The organism is Pseudomonas sp. MYb541, from assembly GCF_037479595.1.
GTDB lineage: Bacteria > Pseudomonadota > Gammaproteobacteria > Pseudomonadales > Pseudomonadaceae > Aquipseudomonas > Aquipseudomonas canadensis.
On record NZ_JBBGYS010000015.1, the window covers coordinates 73,260 to 92,046 of the forward strand.

The following is an 18,787-nucleotide window of genomic DNA, read 5'->3' on the forward strand; positions in this document are numbered from 1 at the left end:
GCCATGTACCAACATTTCATCGAAGGCCTGCAACGCCTGGGCCGTGCACTGATGCTGCCGATTGCGATCCTGCCGATCGCCGGCCTCTTGCTGCGCCTGGGCGACACCGATCTTTTGAACATCGCGGTGATGCACGACGCCGGGCAAGCGATCTTCGCTAACCTGGCGCTGATCTTCGCTATCGGCATCGCCGTGGGGTTTGCCCGCGACAACAACGGCACGGCCGGTTTGGCGGGTGCGATTGGTTACCTGGTGATGGTCTCCACGCTCAAGGTGATGGACACGTCTATCAACATGGGCATGCTTGCCGGTATCGCCAGCGGCCTGATGGCGGGCGGGCTTTACAACCGCTTCAAGGACATCAAGCTACCGGAGTACCTGGCGTTCTTTGGTGGGCGACGGTTTGTGCCGATCGTCACCGGGTTCAGTGCGGTCGGATTGGGCGTGATCTTTGGTTTGATCTGGCCGCCGATCCAGCACGGCATCAACAGCTTCGGCGTGTTGTTGATGGAAAGCGGCAGCCTGGGTGCGTTTGTGTTTGGCGTGTTCAACCGCCTGCTGATCGTCACCGGGCTGCACCACATCCTCAACAATATGGCCTGGTTTGTGTTTGGCACCTTTACTGATCCGGTGACCGGCGCGGTGGTCACTGGCGACCTCACCCGTTATTTTGCCGGCGACCCGAAAGGCGGCCAGTTCATGACCGGCATGTTCCCGGTGATGCTGTTTGGCCTGCCGGCTGCGTGTTTGGCGATGTATCGGAATGCGTTGCCTGAACGCCGTAAAGTGATGGGCGGGATTTTCCTGTCCATGGCGTTGACCTCGTTTCTGACGGGCGTGACCGAGCCGATTGAGTTCGCGTTCATGTTCCTCGCGCCGTTCCTGTACCTGATCCATGCGGTGCTGACCGGCCTGTCGATGGCGGTCACCAATATGCTGAATATCCACCTGGGCTTTACCTTCTCCGGTGGGTTTATCGACATGGTGCTGGGTTGGGGCAAGTCCACCAATGGTTGGCTGGTGTTCCCGGTTGGGTTGGCCTATGCGCTGATCTATTACAGCGTGTTCAACTACTGCATTCGCCGCTTCAACCTGAAAACACCGGGGCGTGAAGATATCCAGGTGGTGCAGGCCGAAGCGATGAGTGAAAACCAGCGGGCCACGGCTTACATCCAGGCGCTGGGCGGCGCGGAGAATCTGCTGAGCGTCGGCGCCTGCACAACCCGCCTGCGGTTGGACATGGTGGATCGCAACAAAGCGGTGGACGCGGAGCTGAAAGCGCTGGGTGCCATGGCCGTGGTTCGGCCGGGGAACGGCGGGAGCTTGCAGGTGGTGGTTGGGCCGATGGCGGATAGCATTGCTGATGAGATTCGCTTGGCCATGCCTTCGTTTGTTGCCAGCGCACCCGTGCAACTGGCGCCTGTGGATAAGCCCGTAGCAGTGAATGTGCAAGAGGCCGAGAAATGGCTGAATGCCTTGGGTGGCCGAGGCAATGTTCGCCAACTGGACGCCGTGGCAATGACCCGGCTGCGGGTGGAATTGGGGGATGACTCGGTGTTGTCTGAAGCGGACCTGACCGCGCTGGGTTGCCAGGGTGTGAGCCAGTTGGACAGCGGTGTTTGGCACCTGTTGGTTGGTGACAAAGCGTCGGGCTTGGGTGACGCGTTGGAGCGGTTGGTCAGCGGTCGCCAGATTGGGGCTGGGGCCTAACAAATCTTTGCCTGAACAGGCCCCATCGCGGGCAAGCCCGCCTCCCACATTTTTTATCTGTGAATACATTCAAAATGTGGGAGCTGGCTTGCCTGCGATTGGCCTTAACTGGAGACTGGAGTGTTGAGACCAGGACTCTCATTCATGTCCAACACTCGATCCACCATCAATTGGATACCTTCGAGCATCCGGTGAACTGCTAGTGCGATATCTCGTTGGACACCGTCGACTTCAAAGGCCAAATGGCCCGTCAGTGCCTGCACTGAAGCAATATCCTGGGCGGCATTGGCGAGCAGGGTTTCGCTGTCGAGGCTGAGTCTTAGGGTAAAGAGTTGGTCTGTGTGAAGAGAATTGGATGGGGGATTTGGACTGTCTTTGATCATGGCAAAACTCCTGAAAAATAGGAGCTGCCTACATCACTTGCAGATGATGGGAGGCAGCTGTGCGCGGGTCTGCAAGACCGAGTCAGGAGCATCTCGGCAGACCCGAAGGTCTCCCACGCACAGCCACCACAAAATGATGACCATGAAAAACGCCACGATTATAGCGGCGCTTCTTAGCTCCCAACATGATTTCGGCGGGCTTGCAGTCCCGGTCGCTGAATTGGCAGCGACTGGCGAAGATTAGTGAGAGGAGTTCCGAGGGACAACCTGAAAGACCTGTGGGAAAGATCTGAGGCGCCTGTACCGACGCCATCGCAGGCAAGCCAGCTCCCACAGTGATTGATGTACGACATGACAACGCGGTCGAATGTGGGAGCCGGGCTTGCCCGCGATGAGGCCCTAACAGCCGACAAAAAACCCGCTGACCAAACTGGCCCAGCGGGTTTCTTGTTTATGCAGCCAACGAATCAGATATCCGCCAACTGCCACACCTCATAGGCCGGTGTCTCGTACGGATGGCTGAGTTTGAGCGCAGCCACTACAGCCACGATCAATTCATCCGTCACCACCAGCTCAACCTTCCATTCTTCAACCACTTCAACCTGACCCACCTGCCCGATAAACGGCTGGCTGCCATCCAACGCGCGGAATTGGCCCTGGCCCAGCACTTGCCAGGCGCAGCTGTCGTAGTTGCCGATGCGCCCGCCGCCAGCGGCAAAGACGGCGGTTTTCACCGTCTCCACATGGCTTGCGGGTACAAAGAAGGCGAGCTTGTACACCGTCTTAGTTCACCCACACGCGGGCGTTGCGGAACATGCGCATCCAGGCGCCGTCTTCGTTCCACTCTTCCGGACGCCATGAGTTCTGCACGGCGCGGAATACACGCTCCGGGTGCGGCATCATGATGGTAACGCGACCGTCGCGGCTGGTGAGGCCGGTGATGCCGCGCGGCGAGCCGTTCGGGTTGGCCGGGTAGGTCTCGGTGACCTTGCCGTGGTTGTCGACAAAACGCAGGGCGACGGTGCCGGACAGGTCGGCTTCCAGCAACGCTTCTTCGCTTTCGAACTCGGCATGGCCTTCACCGTGAGCGATGGCGATTGGCATGCGCGAACCGGCCATGCCTTGCAGGAAGATCGAGTTGGACTCCTGCACCTGCACCATGGCGACACGGGCTTCGAACTGCTCGGAACGGTTACGCACGAAGTGCGGCCAGAACTCGCTGCCCGGGATCAGTTCGCTGAGGTTGGACATCATCTGGCAACCGTTGCACACACCCAGGGTGAAGCTGTCGTTGCGCTCGAAGAAGCCTTGGAACGCATCGCGGGCACGGCTGTTGAACAGGGCCGACTTGGCCCAGCCTTCACCGGCACCCAGCACGTCGCCGTAGGAGAAACCGCCGCAGGCTACCAGGCCTTTGAACTCGTTGAGGTCAACGCGACCGGCGAGGATGTCGCTCATGTGCACGTCGATCGCATTGAAGCCGGCGCGGTCGAACGCAGCCGCCATTTCCACCTGGCCGTTGACGCCCTGCTCACGCAGTACGGCAACCTGTGGGCGGATACCTTTCTTGATGTAAGGCGCGGCGATGTCCTGGTTGACGTCGAAGCTGAGCTTGGTGCTCAGGCCCGGATTGTCTTCTTCCAGGATCACGTCGAATTCCTGTTCGGCGCAGTCGGCGTTGTCACGCAAGCGTTGGATCTGGTAGCTGGTCTCGGCCCACTGACGTTGCAGCAGACGACGCTGGCCGGCAAACACCGTGTCACCGTTGAACGAGATGTTGATCTCGCCGTTGTTGATCGGCTGGCCGATCACGGCCACGCAGTCGTCCAGGCCAGCGGCGCTGAATTGGGCGAGTACGTCCGGGGTAGCGTCCTGGCGAACCTGGATCACCGCGCCCAACTCTTCGTTGAACAGGATGCCGTTGATCTCGCACGCTGCCTCGGCAACGCTGTCGAGCACGATGTTAAGACCGCAGTGACCGGCGAAGGCCATCTCGACAACGCTGGTCAGCAAGCCGCCGTCGGAACGGTCGTGGTAAGCCAGCAGGTGGCCGTCGGCGTTGAGGCCCTGGATCACGGCGAAGAAGGCTTTCAGGTCTTCGGCGTCATCGACGTCCGGTGCCTGGCTGCCGAGCTTGCCATGGGTTTGCGCCAAGATGGACGCACCCATGCGGTTCTGGCCACGGCCCAGGTCGATCAGGATCAGATCGGTGGTGCCCTTGTCCATGCGCAGTTGCGGGGTCAGGGTCTGGCGGATGTCGGTGACCGGTGCAAAACCGGTGACGATCAGCGACAGCGGCGAGGTGACCGTCTTGTCGATGCCGTCTTCGTTCCAACGGGTGGCCATGGACATGGAGTCCTTACCCACCGGAATGGTGATACCCAGCTCAGGGCACAGTTCCATACCCACTGCCTTAACAGTGTCGTACAGACGGGCGTCTTCACCCGGGTGACCGGCAGCCGACATCCAGTTGGCCGACAGTTTGATGTCGGACAATTTACCGATGCGCGAAGCCGCGATGTTGGTGAGGGTTTCACCAATGGCCATGCGGCCCGACGCCGGAGCGTCGAGCAGGGCCAGCGGTGTACGCTCGCCCATGGCCATGGCTTCACCGGTGTAGACGTCGAAGCTGGTGGCGGTAACGGCAACGTCAGCCACCGGAACCTGCCACGGGCCGACCATTTGGTCACGGGCCACCAGGCCGGTGATGGTGCGGTCGCCGATGGTGATCAAGAAGCTTTTGCTCGCCACGGCCGGGTGGTGCAGCACGCGTTCGATGCTGTCGGCCAGTTCCAGTTGGCTTGGGTCGAAATCATCGCCCAGCTCGGCTTCACGTACAGCCGAACGGTGCATGCGCGGGGCTTTGCCCAGCAGCACTTCCAGCGGCATGTCCACCGGGCTGTTGCCGAAGTGGCTGTCGGTAACCGTCAGCTGTGGCTCGGCAGTGGCTTCGCCGACTACCGCAAACGGGCAACGCTCGCGTTCGCAGATGGCCTGGAAGCGTGCGAAGTCTTCAGCGCCGACTGCCAGAACGTAGCGCTCCTGGGATTCGTTGCTCCAGATTTCGTGCGGGGCCATGCCCGGCTCGTCGTTAGGAATGTTGCGCAGTTCGAAACGGCCACCACGGTCGCCATCATTGACCAGTTCCGGGAAGGCGTTGGACAGACCACCCGCGCCGACGTCGTGGATGAAGCTAATCGGGTTCTTGTCACCCAACTGCCAGCAACGGTCGATGACTTCCTGGCAGCGACGCTCCATCTCTGGGTTTTCGCGCTGTACGGAAGCGAAGTCCAGGTCTGCCGAGCTGGTGCCGGTGGCCATGGAGGAAGCCGCGCCGCCGCCCAGGCCGATCAACATCGCCGGGCCGCCGAGCACGATCAGCTTGGAGCCGACCAGGATCTCGCCTTTCTTGACGTGTTCTTCACGGATGTTGCCCATGCCGCCGGCCAACATGATTGGCTTGTGATAGCCGCGCACTTCATCGCCACGCGGGGTGGTGATGGATTGTTCGAAGGTACGGAAGTAACCGGTCAGCGCCGGACGTCCGAATTCGTTGTTGAACGCGGCGCCGCCCAGCGGGCCTTCGATCATGATGTCCAGCGCGGTAACAATGCGCTCAGGCTTGCCGTACGGCACTTCCCACGGCTGTTCAAAGCCTGGGATCTGCAGGTTGGACACGGTGAAGCCGGTCAGGCCCGCCTTTGGCTTGGCGCCTCGACCGGTAGCGCCTTCGTCACGGATTTCGCCGCCGGAACCGGTGGCTGCGCCCGGGAACGGGGCAATCGCGGTCGGGTGGTTGTGGGTCTCAACCTTCATCAGGATGTGCACCGGCTCCTGCACCGCGCCGTACTGGCGGGTTTCAGGGTCCGGGAAGAAGCGGCCGGCGACGGAGCCGACGATCACCGAGGCGTTGTCTTTATAAGCCGACAGAACGCCTTCGCTGTGCATCACGTAGGTGTTCTTGATCATGCCGAACAGGCTTTTTTCCTGGCTTTCGCCGTCGATGTCCCAACTGGCGTTGAAGATCTTGTGACGGCAGTGCTCGGAGTTGGCCTGGGCGAACATCATCAGTTCGATGTCGTGCGGGTTGCGCTTCAAGCCGTTGAAGGCGTTGACCAGGTAGTCGATTTCGTCTTCAGCCAGGGCCAGGCCCAGCTCGGTGTTGGCCTTCTCGAGGGCGGCGCGGCCACCGCCGAGCACGTCAATCGCGGTCAGCGGCTTGGGCTCGGCGTGGCTGAACAGGCCGGCAGCCTGTTCCAGCTGGCTGACGATGATCTGGGTCATGCGGTCGTGCAGGCTGCTGGCGATCAGCTCGGCTTCGGCATCGCTGAACTGGCCGGCGACGTAGAACGCGATACCACGCTCCAGGCGCTGGATTTTTTCCAGGCCGCAGTTGCGGGCGATATCGCTGGCCTTGCTCGACCAGGGCGAGATGGTGCCGAACCGCGGCAGAACCAGGAACAAGCGGCCATTAGGCTCTTGAACCGGAACGCTTGGGCCGTACTTCAGAAGGCGTGCCAGCACTTGCTGTTCGTCGGCGGTCAACACGCCGGTAACGTCGGCGAAGTGAGCAAATTCAGCGTACAGGCCTGTAACAGCTGGAACCTTTTGGCTCAGTTGCTCAAGGAGTTTGCTGTGGCGAAAGGCAGAAAGGGCAGGAGCGCCGCGCAGGATCAACATCTTCGGGACAGCCTCGGGAAGGGGGTGTGCTTTGAGGCCGTGCATTCTAGCGTAAACCGCCGCCAACGGCACCCGAAACGCTACCGGTGGCTGCTGCCGGACGTCAGTTGGCCGGATTACACCCCTTTAGAGGGGGCATGCCCGGCATCCGGCGCAGTTATTTTAACCGTCACAATCCCTCGCCAAGCCCCGTTTCTGCGGGCTGCAGCACAGTTTTACCGGCGCTAGCAGACAAGACCCGCGCTGTCGAGATATGGCGCCGTGGGCCGTTTGCGTATACTGCGCAGATGTTCTCCCCAACTGCTTTGCGCCCGCGATGCGCCAAATGGCTCATCGCCACCGGACTCTTCCTGATGCTCAGCGCCTGTGTTGATAAACCCAGCACGCTCGAGCGAATCAAGGAGGATGGCGTATTGCGGGTGGTCACCCGGAACAGCCCGGCGACCTATTTCCAGGACCGCAACGGTGAAACCGGTTTCGAATACGAACTGGTCAAGCGCTTTGCCGATGACCTGGGCGTGAAGCTGGAGATCGAGACCGCCGACAACCTCGACGACCTGTTCGGCCAACTGGGCAAGCCCAACGGCCCGGTTCTCGCAGCGGCCGGCCTGGTCAGCAGCGAGCAGCGCCAGACGCAGGTGCGTTTCTCCCACCCTTATTTAGAAGTCACCCCGCAGATCATCTACCGCAACGGCCAGTCGCGCCCGACCAACGCGGCCGATTTGGTGGGCAAGAAGATCATGGTGCTCAAGGGCAGCACCCACGCCGAGCAACTGGCGGCGCTGAAAAAGCAGAATCCTGCGATTGAATACGAAGAATCCGACGCTGTTGAGGTGGTCGACCTGCTGCGCATGGTGGACGAAGGGCAAATCGACCTGACCCTGGTGGACTCCAACGAAGTGGCGATGAACCAGGTGTACTTCCCCAACGTGCGCGTGGCGTTCGACCTGGGCAACGCCAGCAACCAGAGTTGGGCGGTGGCCGCCGGCGAAGACAACAGCCTGCTCAACGAGATCAACAGTTACCTGGATAAAGTCGAGAAGAACGGCACGTTGCAGCGTCTGAAAGACCGCTACTACGGGCATGTCGATGTTCTGGGTTATGTAGGCGCCTACACCTTCGCCCAACATCTGCAGCAGCGTTTGCCCAAGTACGAGAAACACTTCCGCGCCTATGCCAAGGAAGAAAAGGTCGATTGGCGCCTGTTGGCTGCTATCGGCTATCAGGAATCTCTATGGCAGCCGGCCGTCACCTCCAAGACCGGCGTGCGCGGCCTGATGATGCTGACCCAGAACACCGCCCAGGCGATGGGCGTGTCCAACCGCCTGGATCCCAAGCAAAGCATCATGGGTGGCGCCAAGTACCTGGCCAAGATCAAGGATGAATTGGACGACAGCATTGCCGAGCCGGATCGCACCTGGTTTGCCCTCGCCGCCTACAACGTCGGCACCGGTCACCTGGAAGATGCCCGCACCTTGGCCAAACGTGAAGGCCTGAACCCGAACAAGTGGCTGGACGTGAAGAAGATGCTGCCGCGCCTGTCGCAGAAGCAATGGTACAGCAAGACCCGCTACGGCTACGCCCGCGGTGGGGAGCCGGTGCACTTCGTGGCAAACATCCGGCGTTACTACGACATCCTCACCTGGGTGACCCAGCCGCAGTTGGAAGGCAACCAGGTGGTCGAAGGCAACTTGCATGTGCCGGGTGTGGACAAGACCAAGCCGCCAGAAGATAACCCGCAACTGTAAGAACACAGCAAAATTCATGTGGGAGGGGGCTTGCCCCCCGATAGCTGTGTGTCAGCTACAAATAAGCTGACAGATACATTGCAATCGGGGGCAAGCCCCCTCCCACATTTGGATTTCGAGCTGGCTCAAAGGCCGGTGAGTAGATGCACCACTCCGCCCGTCAGCACCATCACACCTGGCACCCCCGCTGCCTTTAACGCCGTAGCATCCACCTTCGCCGCCTCCTGCAACTGCACCCTCACCCGCGTCAGCGCCACACGCTGCTGCGACTTGAGGTTATCCGCCCCACCCAATGCGTTCAGCACCTCGGCCGACAACAGGCTCTGCGTCGGCGCAGTGACTGTCTCGGCAATCAAATCCGGCGTCAGGGCCTTCCAGAACGCCCGCTGCAATTTCTCGAACATACTCAGTGCTCCACGACAGGTGAGGTTTCTACGGTGGCCGCGTGATATTGGCGCAAGGCCTCACGCACCTGGGCGGCTCCTTCCAGGCCCAGGACCTGGCGGGCGATGATCTGGCAGTCAGCCAGGTCCAGCTCGCGCACGGTGGCTTTGATGGTGGGGATCAACGGCACGCTGACCGACAACTCGTCCACACCCAGCCCGAGCAATACGGGTACCGCCAGCGCCTCGGACGCCAACGCGCCGCACACACTCACCCACTTGCCATGGGCGTGGGCAGCCTTGACCGTGGCGGCAATCAGGCGCAGTACCGCCGGATGGAAGCTGTCGGCCTGACTGGCCAGGCGCGGGTGGTCGCGGTCCATGGCGAGCGTGTACTGGGTCAGGTCGTTGGTGCCGATAGAAAAGAAATCCACATGGGGCGCGAACACATCCGCCATCAGCGCGGCGGACGGCACTTCAATCATGATGCCCAGCTTTGGCAACTCGGTGAGCCCCAGCGCCAATGCTTCCTCTTCAAGGATCCTGCGCGCCAGGTGCAGTTCCGACAGCAGGCTGATCATCGGCAACATGATGTGCAGCCGTGCAAAACCGGCGCTGGCGAGGATCGCGCGAAATTGTTCGCGCAGCAGTTCCGGGCGTTCCAGGCACAAACGGATGCCGCGCAGACCGAGGAAGGGGTTGGTCTCGGCGTCCATCGGCACATAGGCCAAGGGTTTGTCGCCACCCACGTCGAGGGTGCGCACCACCAGGTTGCGTTCGGGGCCCAGGGCACGGGCGATCGCGGTGTAGGTCGCTGCCTGTTCGTCAGGACTTGGGGCACGGTTGCGATCCAGATACAGGAACTCCGATCTCAGCAGGCCGACGCCTTCGCCGCCGAGGGTCAGGGATTGCTCGACTTCCTGCAACGAAGCCACGTTGGCAGTGACTTCAACGTGATGACCATCGCGGGTAGTGGCGGGTAACGACGCCTGCGCCACATCGCGCTGATGGCGGAGCACCTGTTGTTTACGCGCAACGTCCAGCTGCTCGATTTCGGCCAGGTTCGGTTCGAGGTGCAGCTCGCCTTTGTCGGCGTCGAGCAGCACCTGCTTGCCATTGGCCACCGCCAACACCTGAGCCGAAACACCGCAGATAGACGGCAGGCCCAGGGCACGGGCGAGGATTGCGACGTGGCTGGTCGCGCCACCACCGACAGTGACAAACCCCAGCACCTTGCGTGTGTCCAGGCTGGCGGTCTGTGAAGGCGTCAGTTGTTCGGCGATCAGGATCGCGCGCTCCGGCAACGCCCAGGCGCTGTTTTGGATGCCCAGGATCAGTTTCAGCACGCGCTGGCCGACGTCCGCCAAGTCTGCCGCACGCTCAGCGATCAGCGCGTTGCCCAACCCCTGGAATAACTTGATGGTCGCGAGCGTCGCACTGTTCCAGGCGAACGCGGCACTCTTGCCTTCAGCCAGTAGGCGGTGGGCATGTTCCAGCAAGGTCGGGTCTTCGAGCAACTCCTGATGCGCGCGAAAAATCTCGGCCTGAGCGCTGCCAGCCGCCTTGTCCTGCAACACCTGCAACGCTTCAGTGGCGGCGAGCAAGCCGCGCGTCAAAGCAGCGCGTTCCGTTGCTTCATCCGTGCCTTGCGCCGTGATGATCAGCTCCGGTTCGGTCACTTGAACGACCTGACCAAACGCCGAGCCCGGTGATGCACACACGCCCCGCAGCAAGGTTGCCGGCGACTGCGTTGCGACCGGCTCGGCAATGCTTGCCACTACCTCGCCACAGCCTTCAGCCAACAAGACCACCAGCGCCTTGATCGCCGCCTCGGCGTCCTCGCCCGCCGCGCTCACTTGCAAGGTATCACCCTGCACGGTTTGCAACGCCATGATCGCCACCAGCGATTTGGCGTTGGCACTCTGGGTTTGCTTGTGCAGGTAAATGCTGGCGTTGAAACCTTTCGCCGCCTGGGCAAATACCGCTGCCGGGCGGGCGTGCAGGCCGTTGGCGTTGGGCAAGGTCAGCGGCTTGGAGAACAATGCATCGCCCTCCTCTTCGTCCGCTGCTTCCACGACCGCACTTGGGGATAACTGCAACAGCGGCTGGCCCATTTCCACCAGGCCGTCCGCCAACAGGCTGAAGGGCTCGCCGCTGACCACCAGCATCAAGGTCAGCAAACTGCGTGCGTTGAGTGCCACGTAGTCGGCATCGAATTCGATCAACGGCTGCCCGACCTCCACCCGCTGGCCTTCCTGCACCAACCGGGTGAAACCCTGGCCCGCCAGGTTCACGGTGTCCAGGCCGATATGCATCAGCACCTGGACGCCGTTGTCGTCGGTGACACTGACCGCATGCCCACTGTCCTGGATATTGCTGATCACCCCGGCCAGCGGCGCGCAGAGCGTCTGCGACGTGGGGTCGATGCACAGGCCATCGCCGATCAGGCGGCTGGAGAAAACCGGGTCCGGCACCTTGTCCAGCGCCAGCAGCACACCCGACAAGGGCGCCAGCAATTCCAGGGGTTGAGTTGTGGTCATGACTTCACCTGTTGTTTTGTTCTGTAGATATCATTGAGCGGAGGAAGGATTACTTCCACCAGTACTCAACCTGCACGCCAAAGTTCGACCCATGTCGCGCCGTGCCATAGGCACCGGTATCGGACAACGCCGACCCCGCCGCCAATTCATTCGCCGCACGCTTGGCCGCTTCGTTCCAGGTTGCATAGGTGTAGTACAAGCGCACCTCCGGACGAGCCCAGAAATCCGGGCCTTTGGGCGACCAGGTCGGGGCGAAGGTAAATTTGCTCAGCTTGCGCGTTCCGCCCGTGGCCTCGACTTGATCATGCCCAAGCTCGGTGACCAGTTTGAATTGCTCGCTGATGGCGTATGCCGGGCGCACACCGAGGGACATCCAGGTCTGGTCGCTTGAGCCTGGGCGAATGTCTTTCTGATACACGGCCTCGATCTGCCCGCCAAAACGCGGGGTCACCTGCCAGTCGAAAAACTCCACGGCGCGGTAGCTTTTGCTGCTGTTGTCCAGGAAGGTATTGCCGGTGTAACCCAGGCCGGTGCCGGGGCCCTCGCCGTACTGCAAAGCGAACTTGTTCTTGCCGCCGAGGAAAGGTTTTTGCACGTGCTGCGCGGTGATCGCCCAACCGCTGTTGGTGTCGCGTCCGCCGGCTTTTTCGATATAGCTCAAGCCCAATTCCAGCTCACCGCCGGGGTTGGTCTTGAAACCTGCGACGTTGAAGTCGTGACGGGTGGCGTATACCTTCTGGTACAGGTTGTCCTTGCGGGAAATCGCGTAGCTGTACTTGAGGTCGCCGATCAGCACGTCCTCGATACCTCCACCCGTGGCGCTCTGGTTCCAGTAGTAGAAGTCTGAGATATGGATGTCGTTTCGTTTGTAGTAACGCCGACCGGCCCACACCGAACCGCCATTGAGGCTGGGCAGGTTGGACCATTGCGCATACATCTGCGGCATGCGCGCCGAGCCATTGTTTTCGCCCTGGAACTTTAGCTCACGGTCGTACTTGTTGTAGAGCGATGCCATGGCATCGACGCTGAGCACCGAGCCGTCGTCGAGGGTGAGCAGATCCTGGCGCAGTTCCAGCTCGGCGTATTGTTCGCATTCGTTACCCAGGCGGTATTTGGTTTGCGCCCCCGGCAGTTGGAAACATTGCTGTGGACCGCTGCCCGTCGAGGTGCCCGCGCCGCTGCGCAGGTAACCGGCAAATTCCAGGGCTTGAGCGCCAAACGGCAGGCTTAGACAAGACGCAACGAGGCCCAGCTTTATTTTTGTTTTCATAAAACGCTCCTAATATTTTTTCTTATTGTTATTGCTTGGTGCACGCTCCCTTGTAGGAGCCGGCTTGCCGGCTCCTACAGTGGGTGGCGGTGTTTCAGTCTTTCAGGTGCAGGACGAAGGATTCATAGGGACGCAGCGCTACCGTGGCGGTACGTTGCGGGCAGTCGGGGTAGTTGCTGATCAGCAGGCGCTGTTCGCCGGCCGGGTTGATCACGTTGTCCGGCAGCTGGATTTCGCAGGGCGTGCCGTAGAAGTTGTTCAGCACCAGCAGGCGTTCGCCATGGCCCTCGCGCAGGTAGGCCCAGACCTGCAAATGCTCCTGCAGCAGTTCGCGATACACGCCCTCCTGGATCAGCGGTTCGTGACGACGCAAGGCGATCAGCGCGCGGTAGTGATGCAGCACTGAGTCCGGGTCATCCAGTTGGCTTTCGACGTTGATCTGCGCCGCGTTGGCCGGAATGCCAATCCACGGCTCACCGCTGCTGAAACCGGCGTTTTCCCCGGCACTCCACTGCATCGGCGTACGGCCGTTGTCGCGGGACTTCTGCATGATCGCGGCCATGCTCGATGCCTTGGACTCACCCGCATCGCGCTTGAGGCGGAAGATGTTCAGGGTCTCCACATCTCGGTACTGCTCGATCCGGTCGAAGCCCGGATTGGTCATGCCCAGCTCTTCGCCCTGGTACACATACGGCGTGCCCTGGAGGAAATGCAGCGCAGTCGCCAACATCTTGGCCGAGACCACGCGATGCTCGCCGTCATTGCCGAAACGCGAGACCACCCGTGGCTGGTCGTGGTTACACCAGAACAGCGCATTCCAGCCACCACCGGCCTGCATGCCCAGTTGCCAGTCGGAGAAGATCCGCTTGAGTTGCAGGAAGTCAAAATCGGCCTTCACCCATTTCTGCAGGTTCGGATAATCGACTTTCAGGTGATGAAAGTTGAAGGTCATCGACAGCTCCTTCGACTCCGGTCGCGAATAGCGAATGCAGTGTTCCAGGCTGGTGGACGACATCTCGCCGACGTTGATCAAGTCGTGCCCTTCGAAGACTTCGCGGTGCATTTCCTGCAGGTAGTCGTGCACGTTCGGGCCGTCGGTGTAGAAGCGGCGGCCGTCGGTGTTGTCTTCGGGGAAATCGGCGGGCTTGGAGATCAGGTTGATCACATCCAGGCGGAAGCCGCCCACGCCCTTGTCGCGCCAGAAGCGCATCAGCTTGAACACTTCGGCGCGCACCTTGGGGTTGTCCCAATTCAGGTCGGCCTGGGTGTGGTCGAACAGGTGCAGGAAGTACTGGCCGGTTTGCGCCTCGTATTCCCAAGCCGAACCGCCGAACTTGGATTCCCAGTTGTTCGGCTGGTCGCGCCAGATGTAGAAATCGCGGTAAGGGTTGTCGAGGCTACTGCGTGCCTGCTGGAACCATTCGTGTTCGATGGAGGTGTGGTTGACCACGATATCCAGCATCAACTTGATGCCGCGCTTGGCCGCTTCACTGATCAGCAGGTCGCAATCGGCCATGGTCCCGTAGCTGGGGTCGATGGCGTAGTAGTCGCTGATGTCGTAGCCGTTGTCCCGTTGCGGCGAGCGCAGGAACGGGGTGATCCACAGGCAGTCGACACCCAGCCATTTGAGGTAGTCGAGTTTGTCCACGATGCCCAGCAGGTCACCGGTGGCGTTACCCGCATGGCTGTGGAAGCTTTTCGGGTAGATCTGGTAGATCACCGAGTGTTGCCAGTCTTGCATGGTGGGTTCCTTCAGTTGATTTGGTGCTGGCCTCTCTGGCCTCATCGGGGGCAAGCCCCCTCCCACATGGGAACGCATTTCAAATGTGGGAGGGGGCTTGCCCCCGATAGCGATAGTTCAGGCAACGCGATACCCCGGCCGAACAATCTTCATGCTCAACGCACAGGTCAGAACAAACGGCACGACAATCGCGATAACCATCCCGATCACAAACATGGCGATGGAGTGCGGCACGATCGAAATGAACCCAGGCAAGCCACCCACGCCGATCGCCGATGCCTGCACCTTGTTCAACGACAGGAAAATGCTGCCCAGCGCCGAGCCCACCAGGGCGGCATAGAACGGAAACTTGAAACGCAAATTCACCCCGAACATCGCCGGCTCAGTAATGCCGAAGTAAGCCGAAATCGCCGAGGTCGACGCCATGCTTTTATCCCGCGCATTACGGGTCATGTAGAACACCGCAAGCGCAGCGCTGCCCTGGGCCAGGTTGGACATGACGATCATTGGCCAGATAAAGGTGCCGCCCTGAGTAGAAATAAGCTGCAGGTCCACGGCGAGGAACATGTGGTGCATGCCGGTGATCACCAACGGCGCATACAGCAGGCCGAAAATCGCCCCGCCGACCATCGGTGCCAGGTCGAACAAGGTGACCACGCCTTCAGTGATCAGGATGCCGAGGTGACGCGTTACCGGACCGATAATGGCCAGGGCCAGCACGCCGGTGACGACGATGGTGGTGATCGGCACGACCAGCAATTGAATCGCGTTGGGCACTCGCGCCCGCAACCATTTCTCGATCACGCTCATCACATAGGCGGCCATCAGGATCGGTAGGATCTGCCCCTGGTAGCCGACTTTTTCAATCTGGAACCAGCCGAAAATATCGAAGTACGGCAGGCTCTGGCCGTCGAGACCGGCGACCGCCTTGCCGTAGTTCCAGGCGTTGAGCAGGTCCGGATGCACCAGCATCAGGCCAAGCACGATGCCGAGGATTTCACTGCCGCCAAACCGCTTGGCCGCCGACCAGCCCACCAGCGCCGGCAGGAACACAAACGAGGTGTTGGCCATCAGGTTGATCAGGCTCCACAGGCCATCCAGATTCGGGTAGGCCTCCAGCAACGTCTTGCCCTCGATGAACATGCCCTTGGCGCCCATCAGGTTGTTCACGCCCATCAACAGGCCGGCAATGATCAGCGCGGGCAGGATCGGCATGAACACGTCGGAGAACACCCGCACCAGACGCTGCATGGCGTTGGTCTTGTCGGCGCCCTTCTTCTTCACGTCGGCGATGGTGGCGGCAGCGAGACCGGTCTGCTCGCGCAGGGCGGCGTAGACTTTTTCCACTTCGCCGGGGCCGATCACCACCTGGAACAGGCCGCCGGTGAAGAACGAGCCCTTGACCAGATCCACTTGGTTCAGCGCACTGCCGTTGACCAGGCTCGGGTCCTTGAGCGCCAGGCGCAGACGGGTGACGCAGTGGGCAGCTTGCTCAAGGTTGCCTGTGCCCCCGAGGTTCTCGAGAATCTCGCGGGCGATAGTCGAATAGTCGTGGCTCATGCTTGGTTTCCACTTTGATTTTTTTATTTGGGGGCAGTCATTGGCAGCACGCCGAGGGCAAAAGTACTCGTCTGTACGAGTTAAAGCAACAACTCGTCTGTACGAGTTACATTTTGTTTATTTTTTGTAGGACAGCGCATGGCTACAAGCCGCATAAATCCAAGGGTCTAATGGACAAACCCCCGCTCTGCCACTAAGGTTCCTGCCTTGACCGCAACCCCGGCAAAGAGCCATCCCCATGAGCAAATACAACCAGATCTATACGGATCTGCTTGCCAGCATCACCACCGAACGCCTGCAGCGCGGCACACGCCTTCCCTCCGAAACAGAACTGATGGACAGCTACCAGGCCAGCCGAGGCACCGTGCGTCGGGCCATCGAGCAGTTGCAGGAGCGTGGCTTTGCGCAAAAAATCCACGGCAAGGGCACTTTCGTGTTGTCGCCCAACCCGATCGAGTTCCAACTGGGCGGCATCGTCAGCTTCCACGAAACCCACGCCGACCTGGGCGATGACGTACGCACCGAAGTGGTCGAGTTCACTCAATTCCCGCTGGAAGGCTCACTGCTGCAACACATCGAAGCCGAACCCGGCACCCTGATCACCCGCATCAAACGGGTACGGCGCATCGGCGGCAAACGGGTGATCCTCGACATCAACCATTTCGTTGCCGAGGTGATTCCGGGGTTGGACCGCGACATCGCCGAACAGTCGATCTACGCGTTTATCGAACAGACGTTGCAACTGCAAATCGCCTACGCCCAACGCACCATCGAAGCCCTGCCACGCGGCAAGGACGACCAGACACACCTCGACCTCGAAGGGCAGAGCCATGTGATCGTGGTGAGTAACCAGACGTTTTTGCAGGACGGGCGGCAGTTCGAGTACACCGAGTCGCGGCATACGTTGGATAAGTTTTACTTTTCGGATATTGCGCGGCGCTGAGCAGCCTGACGCGCCCTCTGTAGGAGCCGGCTTGCCAGCGATGGCATCCTTGAACCCGCCACATCATTCATGGGCCTCATCGCTGGCAAGCCAGCTCCTACAGAGAATCGGGGCGATCCATTTACCGTATTCCATAAACACAAAACCCCGGCACATGGCCGGGGTTTTGTTGTTCAGCGTTCACCTGCTACTGCAGGATCACTCCCACTCAATCGTCGCCGGCGGCTTGCTCGACACGTCGTAAGTCACGCGCGAAATGCCTTCGATCTCGTTGATGATACGGCCGCTGACAGTTTCCAGCAGTTCGTACGGCAGGTGTGCCCAACGTGCGGTCATGAAGTCGATGGTCTCTACGGCACGCAGGGCCACGACCCAGGCGTAACGACGACCGTCACCGACAACGCCAACCGATTTCACCGGCTGGAACACCACGAATGCCTGGCTGACTTTGTGGTACCAGTCGGCCTTGCGCAGTTCTTCGATGAAGATGTGGTCGGCGCGACGCAGCAGGTCGGCGTATTCCTTTTTCACTTCACCGAGGATCCGCACGCCCAGGCCCGGGCCTGGGAATGGGTGGCGGTAGACCATGTCGTACGGCAGGCCGAGTTCCAGGCCCAGACGGCGGACTTCGTCCTTGAACAGTTCGCGCAGCGGCTCTACCAGCTTGAGGTTCATTTCCTCAGGCAGGCCACCCACGTTGTGGTGGGACTTGATCACGTGGGCCTTGCCGCTCTTGGCACCGGCCGACTCGATCACGTCAGGGTAGATGGTGCCCTGGGCGAGGAACTTGATGTTGTCCAGTTTGTTGGACTGGGCATCGAAGACGTCGATGAAGGTGCGACCGATGATCTTGCGCTTCTTCTCCGGGTCGGACTCGCCGGCCAGGTTGTTCAAGAACTGATCTTCAGCATTGGCGCGGATCACTTTGACACCCATGTTCTCGGCGAACATGGCCATTACTTGCTCGCCTTCGTGCAGGCGCAGCAGGCCGTTGTCGACGAACACGCAAGTCAGTTGGTCGCCGATGGCTTTGTGCAGCAGGGCTGCGACCACGGAGGAGTCAACGCCGCCGGACAGGCCGAGCAATACGTTGTCGGTGCCGACCTGGGCGCGAACCTGGGCGATGGCGTCTTCAGCGATCTTCGACGGGGTCCACAGGGCTTCACACTCGCAGATGTCGAGGATGAAGCGCGACAGGATGCGGCCGCCTTGCTTGGTGTGGGTCACTTCCGGGTGGAACTGCACGCCGTAGTAGCGGCGCTCGTCGCTGAACATGCCGGCGATCGGGCAGCTCGGGGTGCTGGCCAGGATATGGAAGTCTTCCGGCATCTTGGTGACCTTGTCACCGTGGCTCATCCACACGTCGAGGCCGAACAGGCCGTCGGCGTCGACATGATCTTCGATGCCGTCCAGCAGGCGGCTCTTGCCGACCACGTCGACACGGGCATAACCGAATTCACGCAGCTCGGAACCTTCGACCTTGCCGCCCAGTTGCTCGGCCATGGTTTGCATGCCGTAGCAAATGCCGAAGACCGGTACGCCCAGGTCGAATACGGCCTGCGGGCAGCGCGGGCTGTTGGCTTCGTGCACGGACTCGGGGCCACCGGCGAGGATGACGCCTTTCGGTGCGAATTCGCGGATCGCTTCGTCGTCCATGTCGAACGGATGCAGTTCGCAGTACACGCCGATTTCGCGCACGCGGCGGGCGATCAGTTGGGTGTACTGGGAACCGAAATCGAGGATCAGGATGCGGTGGGCGTGAATGTCGAGGGCCATGAAGTCAGTCTCGTCTAATGAATCAGAAACAACTCGGGGCTGAAGAACAGCCC

The 18,787-nt window shown here is 60.7% G+C and carries 12 protein-coding genes; 3 read left to right on the forward strand and 9 right to left on the reverse strand.

What is annotated here, in order from left to right; translation table 11 throughout:
- Window positions 1-3 precede the first annotated feature (3 nt).
- Window positions 4-1,710: an N-acetylglucosamine-specific PTS transporter subunit IIBC gene (gene nagE, locus WH299_RS11640; protein WP_339550320.1), complete on the forward strand. Its 1,707-nt coding sequence runs from the start codon at window positions 4-6 to the stop codon at window positions 1,708-1,710.
- A 104-nt stretch (window positions 1,711-1,814) separates the two neighbouring features.
- Here nagE and WH299_RS11645 read toward each other — a convergent pair whose 3' ends face one another.
- The 3 genes from WH299_RS11645 to purL form a co-directional block, all read right to left on the reverse strand.
- Entirely contained in the window at window positions 1,815-2,093 is a 279-nt protein-coding gene (locus WH299_RS11645) for a DUF6124 family protein (protein ID WP_339550321.1), read from the reverse strand.
- 467 nt (window positions 2,094-2,560) lie between these two features.
- Window positions 2,561-2,872 (reverse strand): NGG1p interacting factor NIF3, encoded by a 312-nt coding sequence (locus WH299_RS11650; protein WP_323624743.1) that lies wholly within the window; start codon window positions 2,870-2,872, stop codon window positions 2,561-2,563.
- Window positions 2,873-2,876: 4 nt separating this feature from the next.
- Window positions 2,877-6,773: a phosphoribosylformylglycinamidine synthase gene (gene purL / locus WH299_RS11655; protein ID WP_123478468.1), complete on the reverse strand. Its 3,897-nt coding sequence runs from the start codon at window positions 6,771-6,773 to the stop codon at window positions 2,877-2,879.
- 287 nt (window positions 6,774-7,060) lie between these two features.
- Between purL and mltF the strand changes: the two genes are divergently transcribed.
- On the forward strand, window positions 7,061-8,521 hold the full coding sequence (mltF, locus tag WH299_RS11660) for a membrane-bound lytic murein transglycosylase MltF (protein ID WP_028617827.1): 1,461 nt from the start codon (window positions 7,061-7,063) through the stop codon (window positions 8,519-8,521).
- A 125-nt stretch (window positions 8,522-8,646) separates the two neighbouring features.
- Here the strand turns inward: mltF and WH299_RS11665 are convergent, their stop codons facing one another.
- The 5 genes from WH299_RS11665 to treP form a co-directional block, all read right to left on the reverse strand.
- The gene (locus WH299_RS11665) at window positions 8,647-8,925 is read right to left on the reverse strand and encodes a PTS transporter subunit EIIB (RefSeq protein ID WP_123478467.1); all 279 of its coding nucleotides are present in this window, start codon (window positions 8,923-8,925) and stop codon (window positions 8,647-8,649) included.
- Window positions 8,926-8,927: 2 nt separating this feature from the next.
- Window positions 8,928-11,444: a phosphoenolpyruvate--protein phosphotransferase gene (gene ptsP / locus WH299_RS11670; RefSeq protein ID WP_339550322.1), complete on the reverse strand. Its 2,517-nt coding sequence runs from the start codon at window positions 11,442-11,444 to the stop codon at window positions 8,928-8,930.
- Between the two features lie 49 nt (window positions 11,445-11,493).
- On the reverse strand, window positions 11,494-12,714 hold the full coding sequence (locus WH299_RS11675) for a maltoporin (protein WP_339550323.1): 1,221 nt from the start codon (window positions 12,712-12,714) through the stop codon (window positions 11,494-11,496).
- 94 nt (window positions 12,715-12,808) lie between these two features.
- Entirely contained in the window at window positions 12,809-14,455 is a 1,647-nt protein-coding gene (treC, locus tag WH299_RS11680; protein WP_126570709.1) for an alpha,alpha-phosphotrehalase, read from the reverse strand.
- Window positions 14,456-14,572: 117 nt separating this feature from the next.
- Window positions 14,573-16,015, reverse strand: a complete 1,443-nt coding sequence (gene treP, locus WH299_RS11685) for a PTS system trehalose-specific EIIBC component (protein ID WP_323624739.1) — start codon at window positions 16,013-16,015, stop codon at window positions 14,573-14,575.
- A gap of 238 nt (window positions 16,016-16,253) precedes the next feature.
- Here treP and treR point away from each other — a divergent pair, with 238 nt between their 5' ends.
- Window positions 16,254-16,958 (forward strand): trehalose operon repressor, encoded by a 705-nt coding sequence (gene treR, locus WH299_RS11690; RefSeq protein WP_028617833.1) that lies wholly within the window; start codon window positions 16,254-16,256, stop codon window positions 16,956-16,958.
- A 198-nt stretch (window positions 16,959-17,156) separates the two neighbouring features.
- On the opposite strand, the gene guaA is transcribed toward treR, so the two are convergent.
- A complete protein-coding gene (gene guaA / locus WH299_RS11695) occupies window positions 17,157-18,734 on the reverse strand; it encodes a glutamine-hydrolyzing GMP synthase (protein WP_028617834.1) in 1,578 nt (525 codons plus the stop codon).
- Between the last annotated feature and the right edge of the window lie 53 nt (window positions 18,735-18,787).

Excerpts from the sequence above, each read along its gene's own strand:
- nagE (WP_339550320.1), top strand. The coding sequence starts at position 4 with ATGTACCAACATTTCATCGAAGGCCTGCAACGCCTGGGCCGTGCACTG.
- WH299_RS11645 (WP_339550321.1), bottom strand. The coding sequence starts at position 2,093 with ATGATCAAAGACAGTCCAAATCCCCCATCCAATTCTCTTCACACAGAC.
- purL (WP_123478468.1), bottom strand. The coding sequence starts at position 6,773 with ATGTTGATCCTGCGCGGCGCTCCTGCCCTTTCTGCCTTTCGCCACAGC.
- mltF (WP_028617827.1), top strand. The coding sequence starts at position 7,061 with ATGTTCTCCCCAACTGCTTTGCGCCCGCGATGCGCCAAATGGCTCATC.
- WH299_RS11665 (WP_123478467.1), bottom strand. The coding sequence starts at position 8,925 with ATGTTCGAGAAATTGCAGCGGGCGTTCTGGAAGGCCCTGACGCCGGAT.
- ptsP (WP_339550322.1), bottom strand. The coding sequence starts at position 11,444 with ATGACCACAACTCAACCCCTGGAATTGCTGGCGCCCTTGTCGGGTGTG.
- WH299_RS11675 (WP_339550323.1), bottom strand. The coding sequence starts at position 12,714 with ATGAAAACAAAAATAAAGCTGGGCCTCGTTGCGTCTTGTCTAAGCCTG.
- treC (WP_126570709.1), bottom strand. The coding sequence starts at position 14,455 with ATGCAAGACTGGCAACACTCGGTGATCTACCAGATCTACCCGAAAAGC.
- treP (WP_323624739.1), bottom strand. The coding sequence starts at position 16,015 with ATGAGCCACGACTATTCGACTATCGCCCGCGAGATTCTCGAGAACCTC.
- treR (WP_028617833.1), top strand. The coding sequence starts at position 16,254 with ATGAGCAAATACAACCAGATCTATACGGATCTGCTTGCCAGCATCACC.
- guaA (WP_028617834.1), bottom strand. The coding sequence starts at position 18,734 with ATGGCCCTCGACATTCACGCCCACCGCATCCTGATCCTCGATTTCGGT.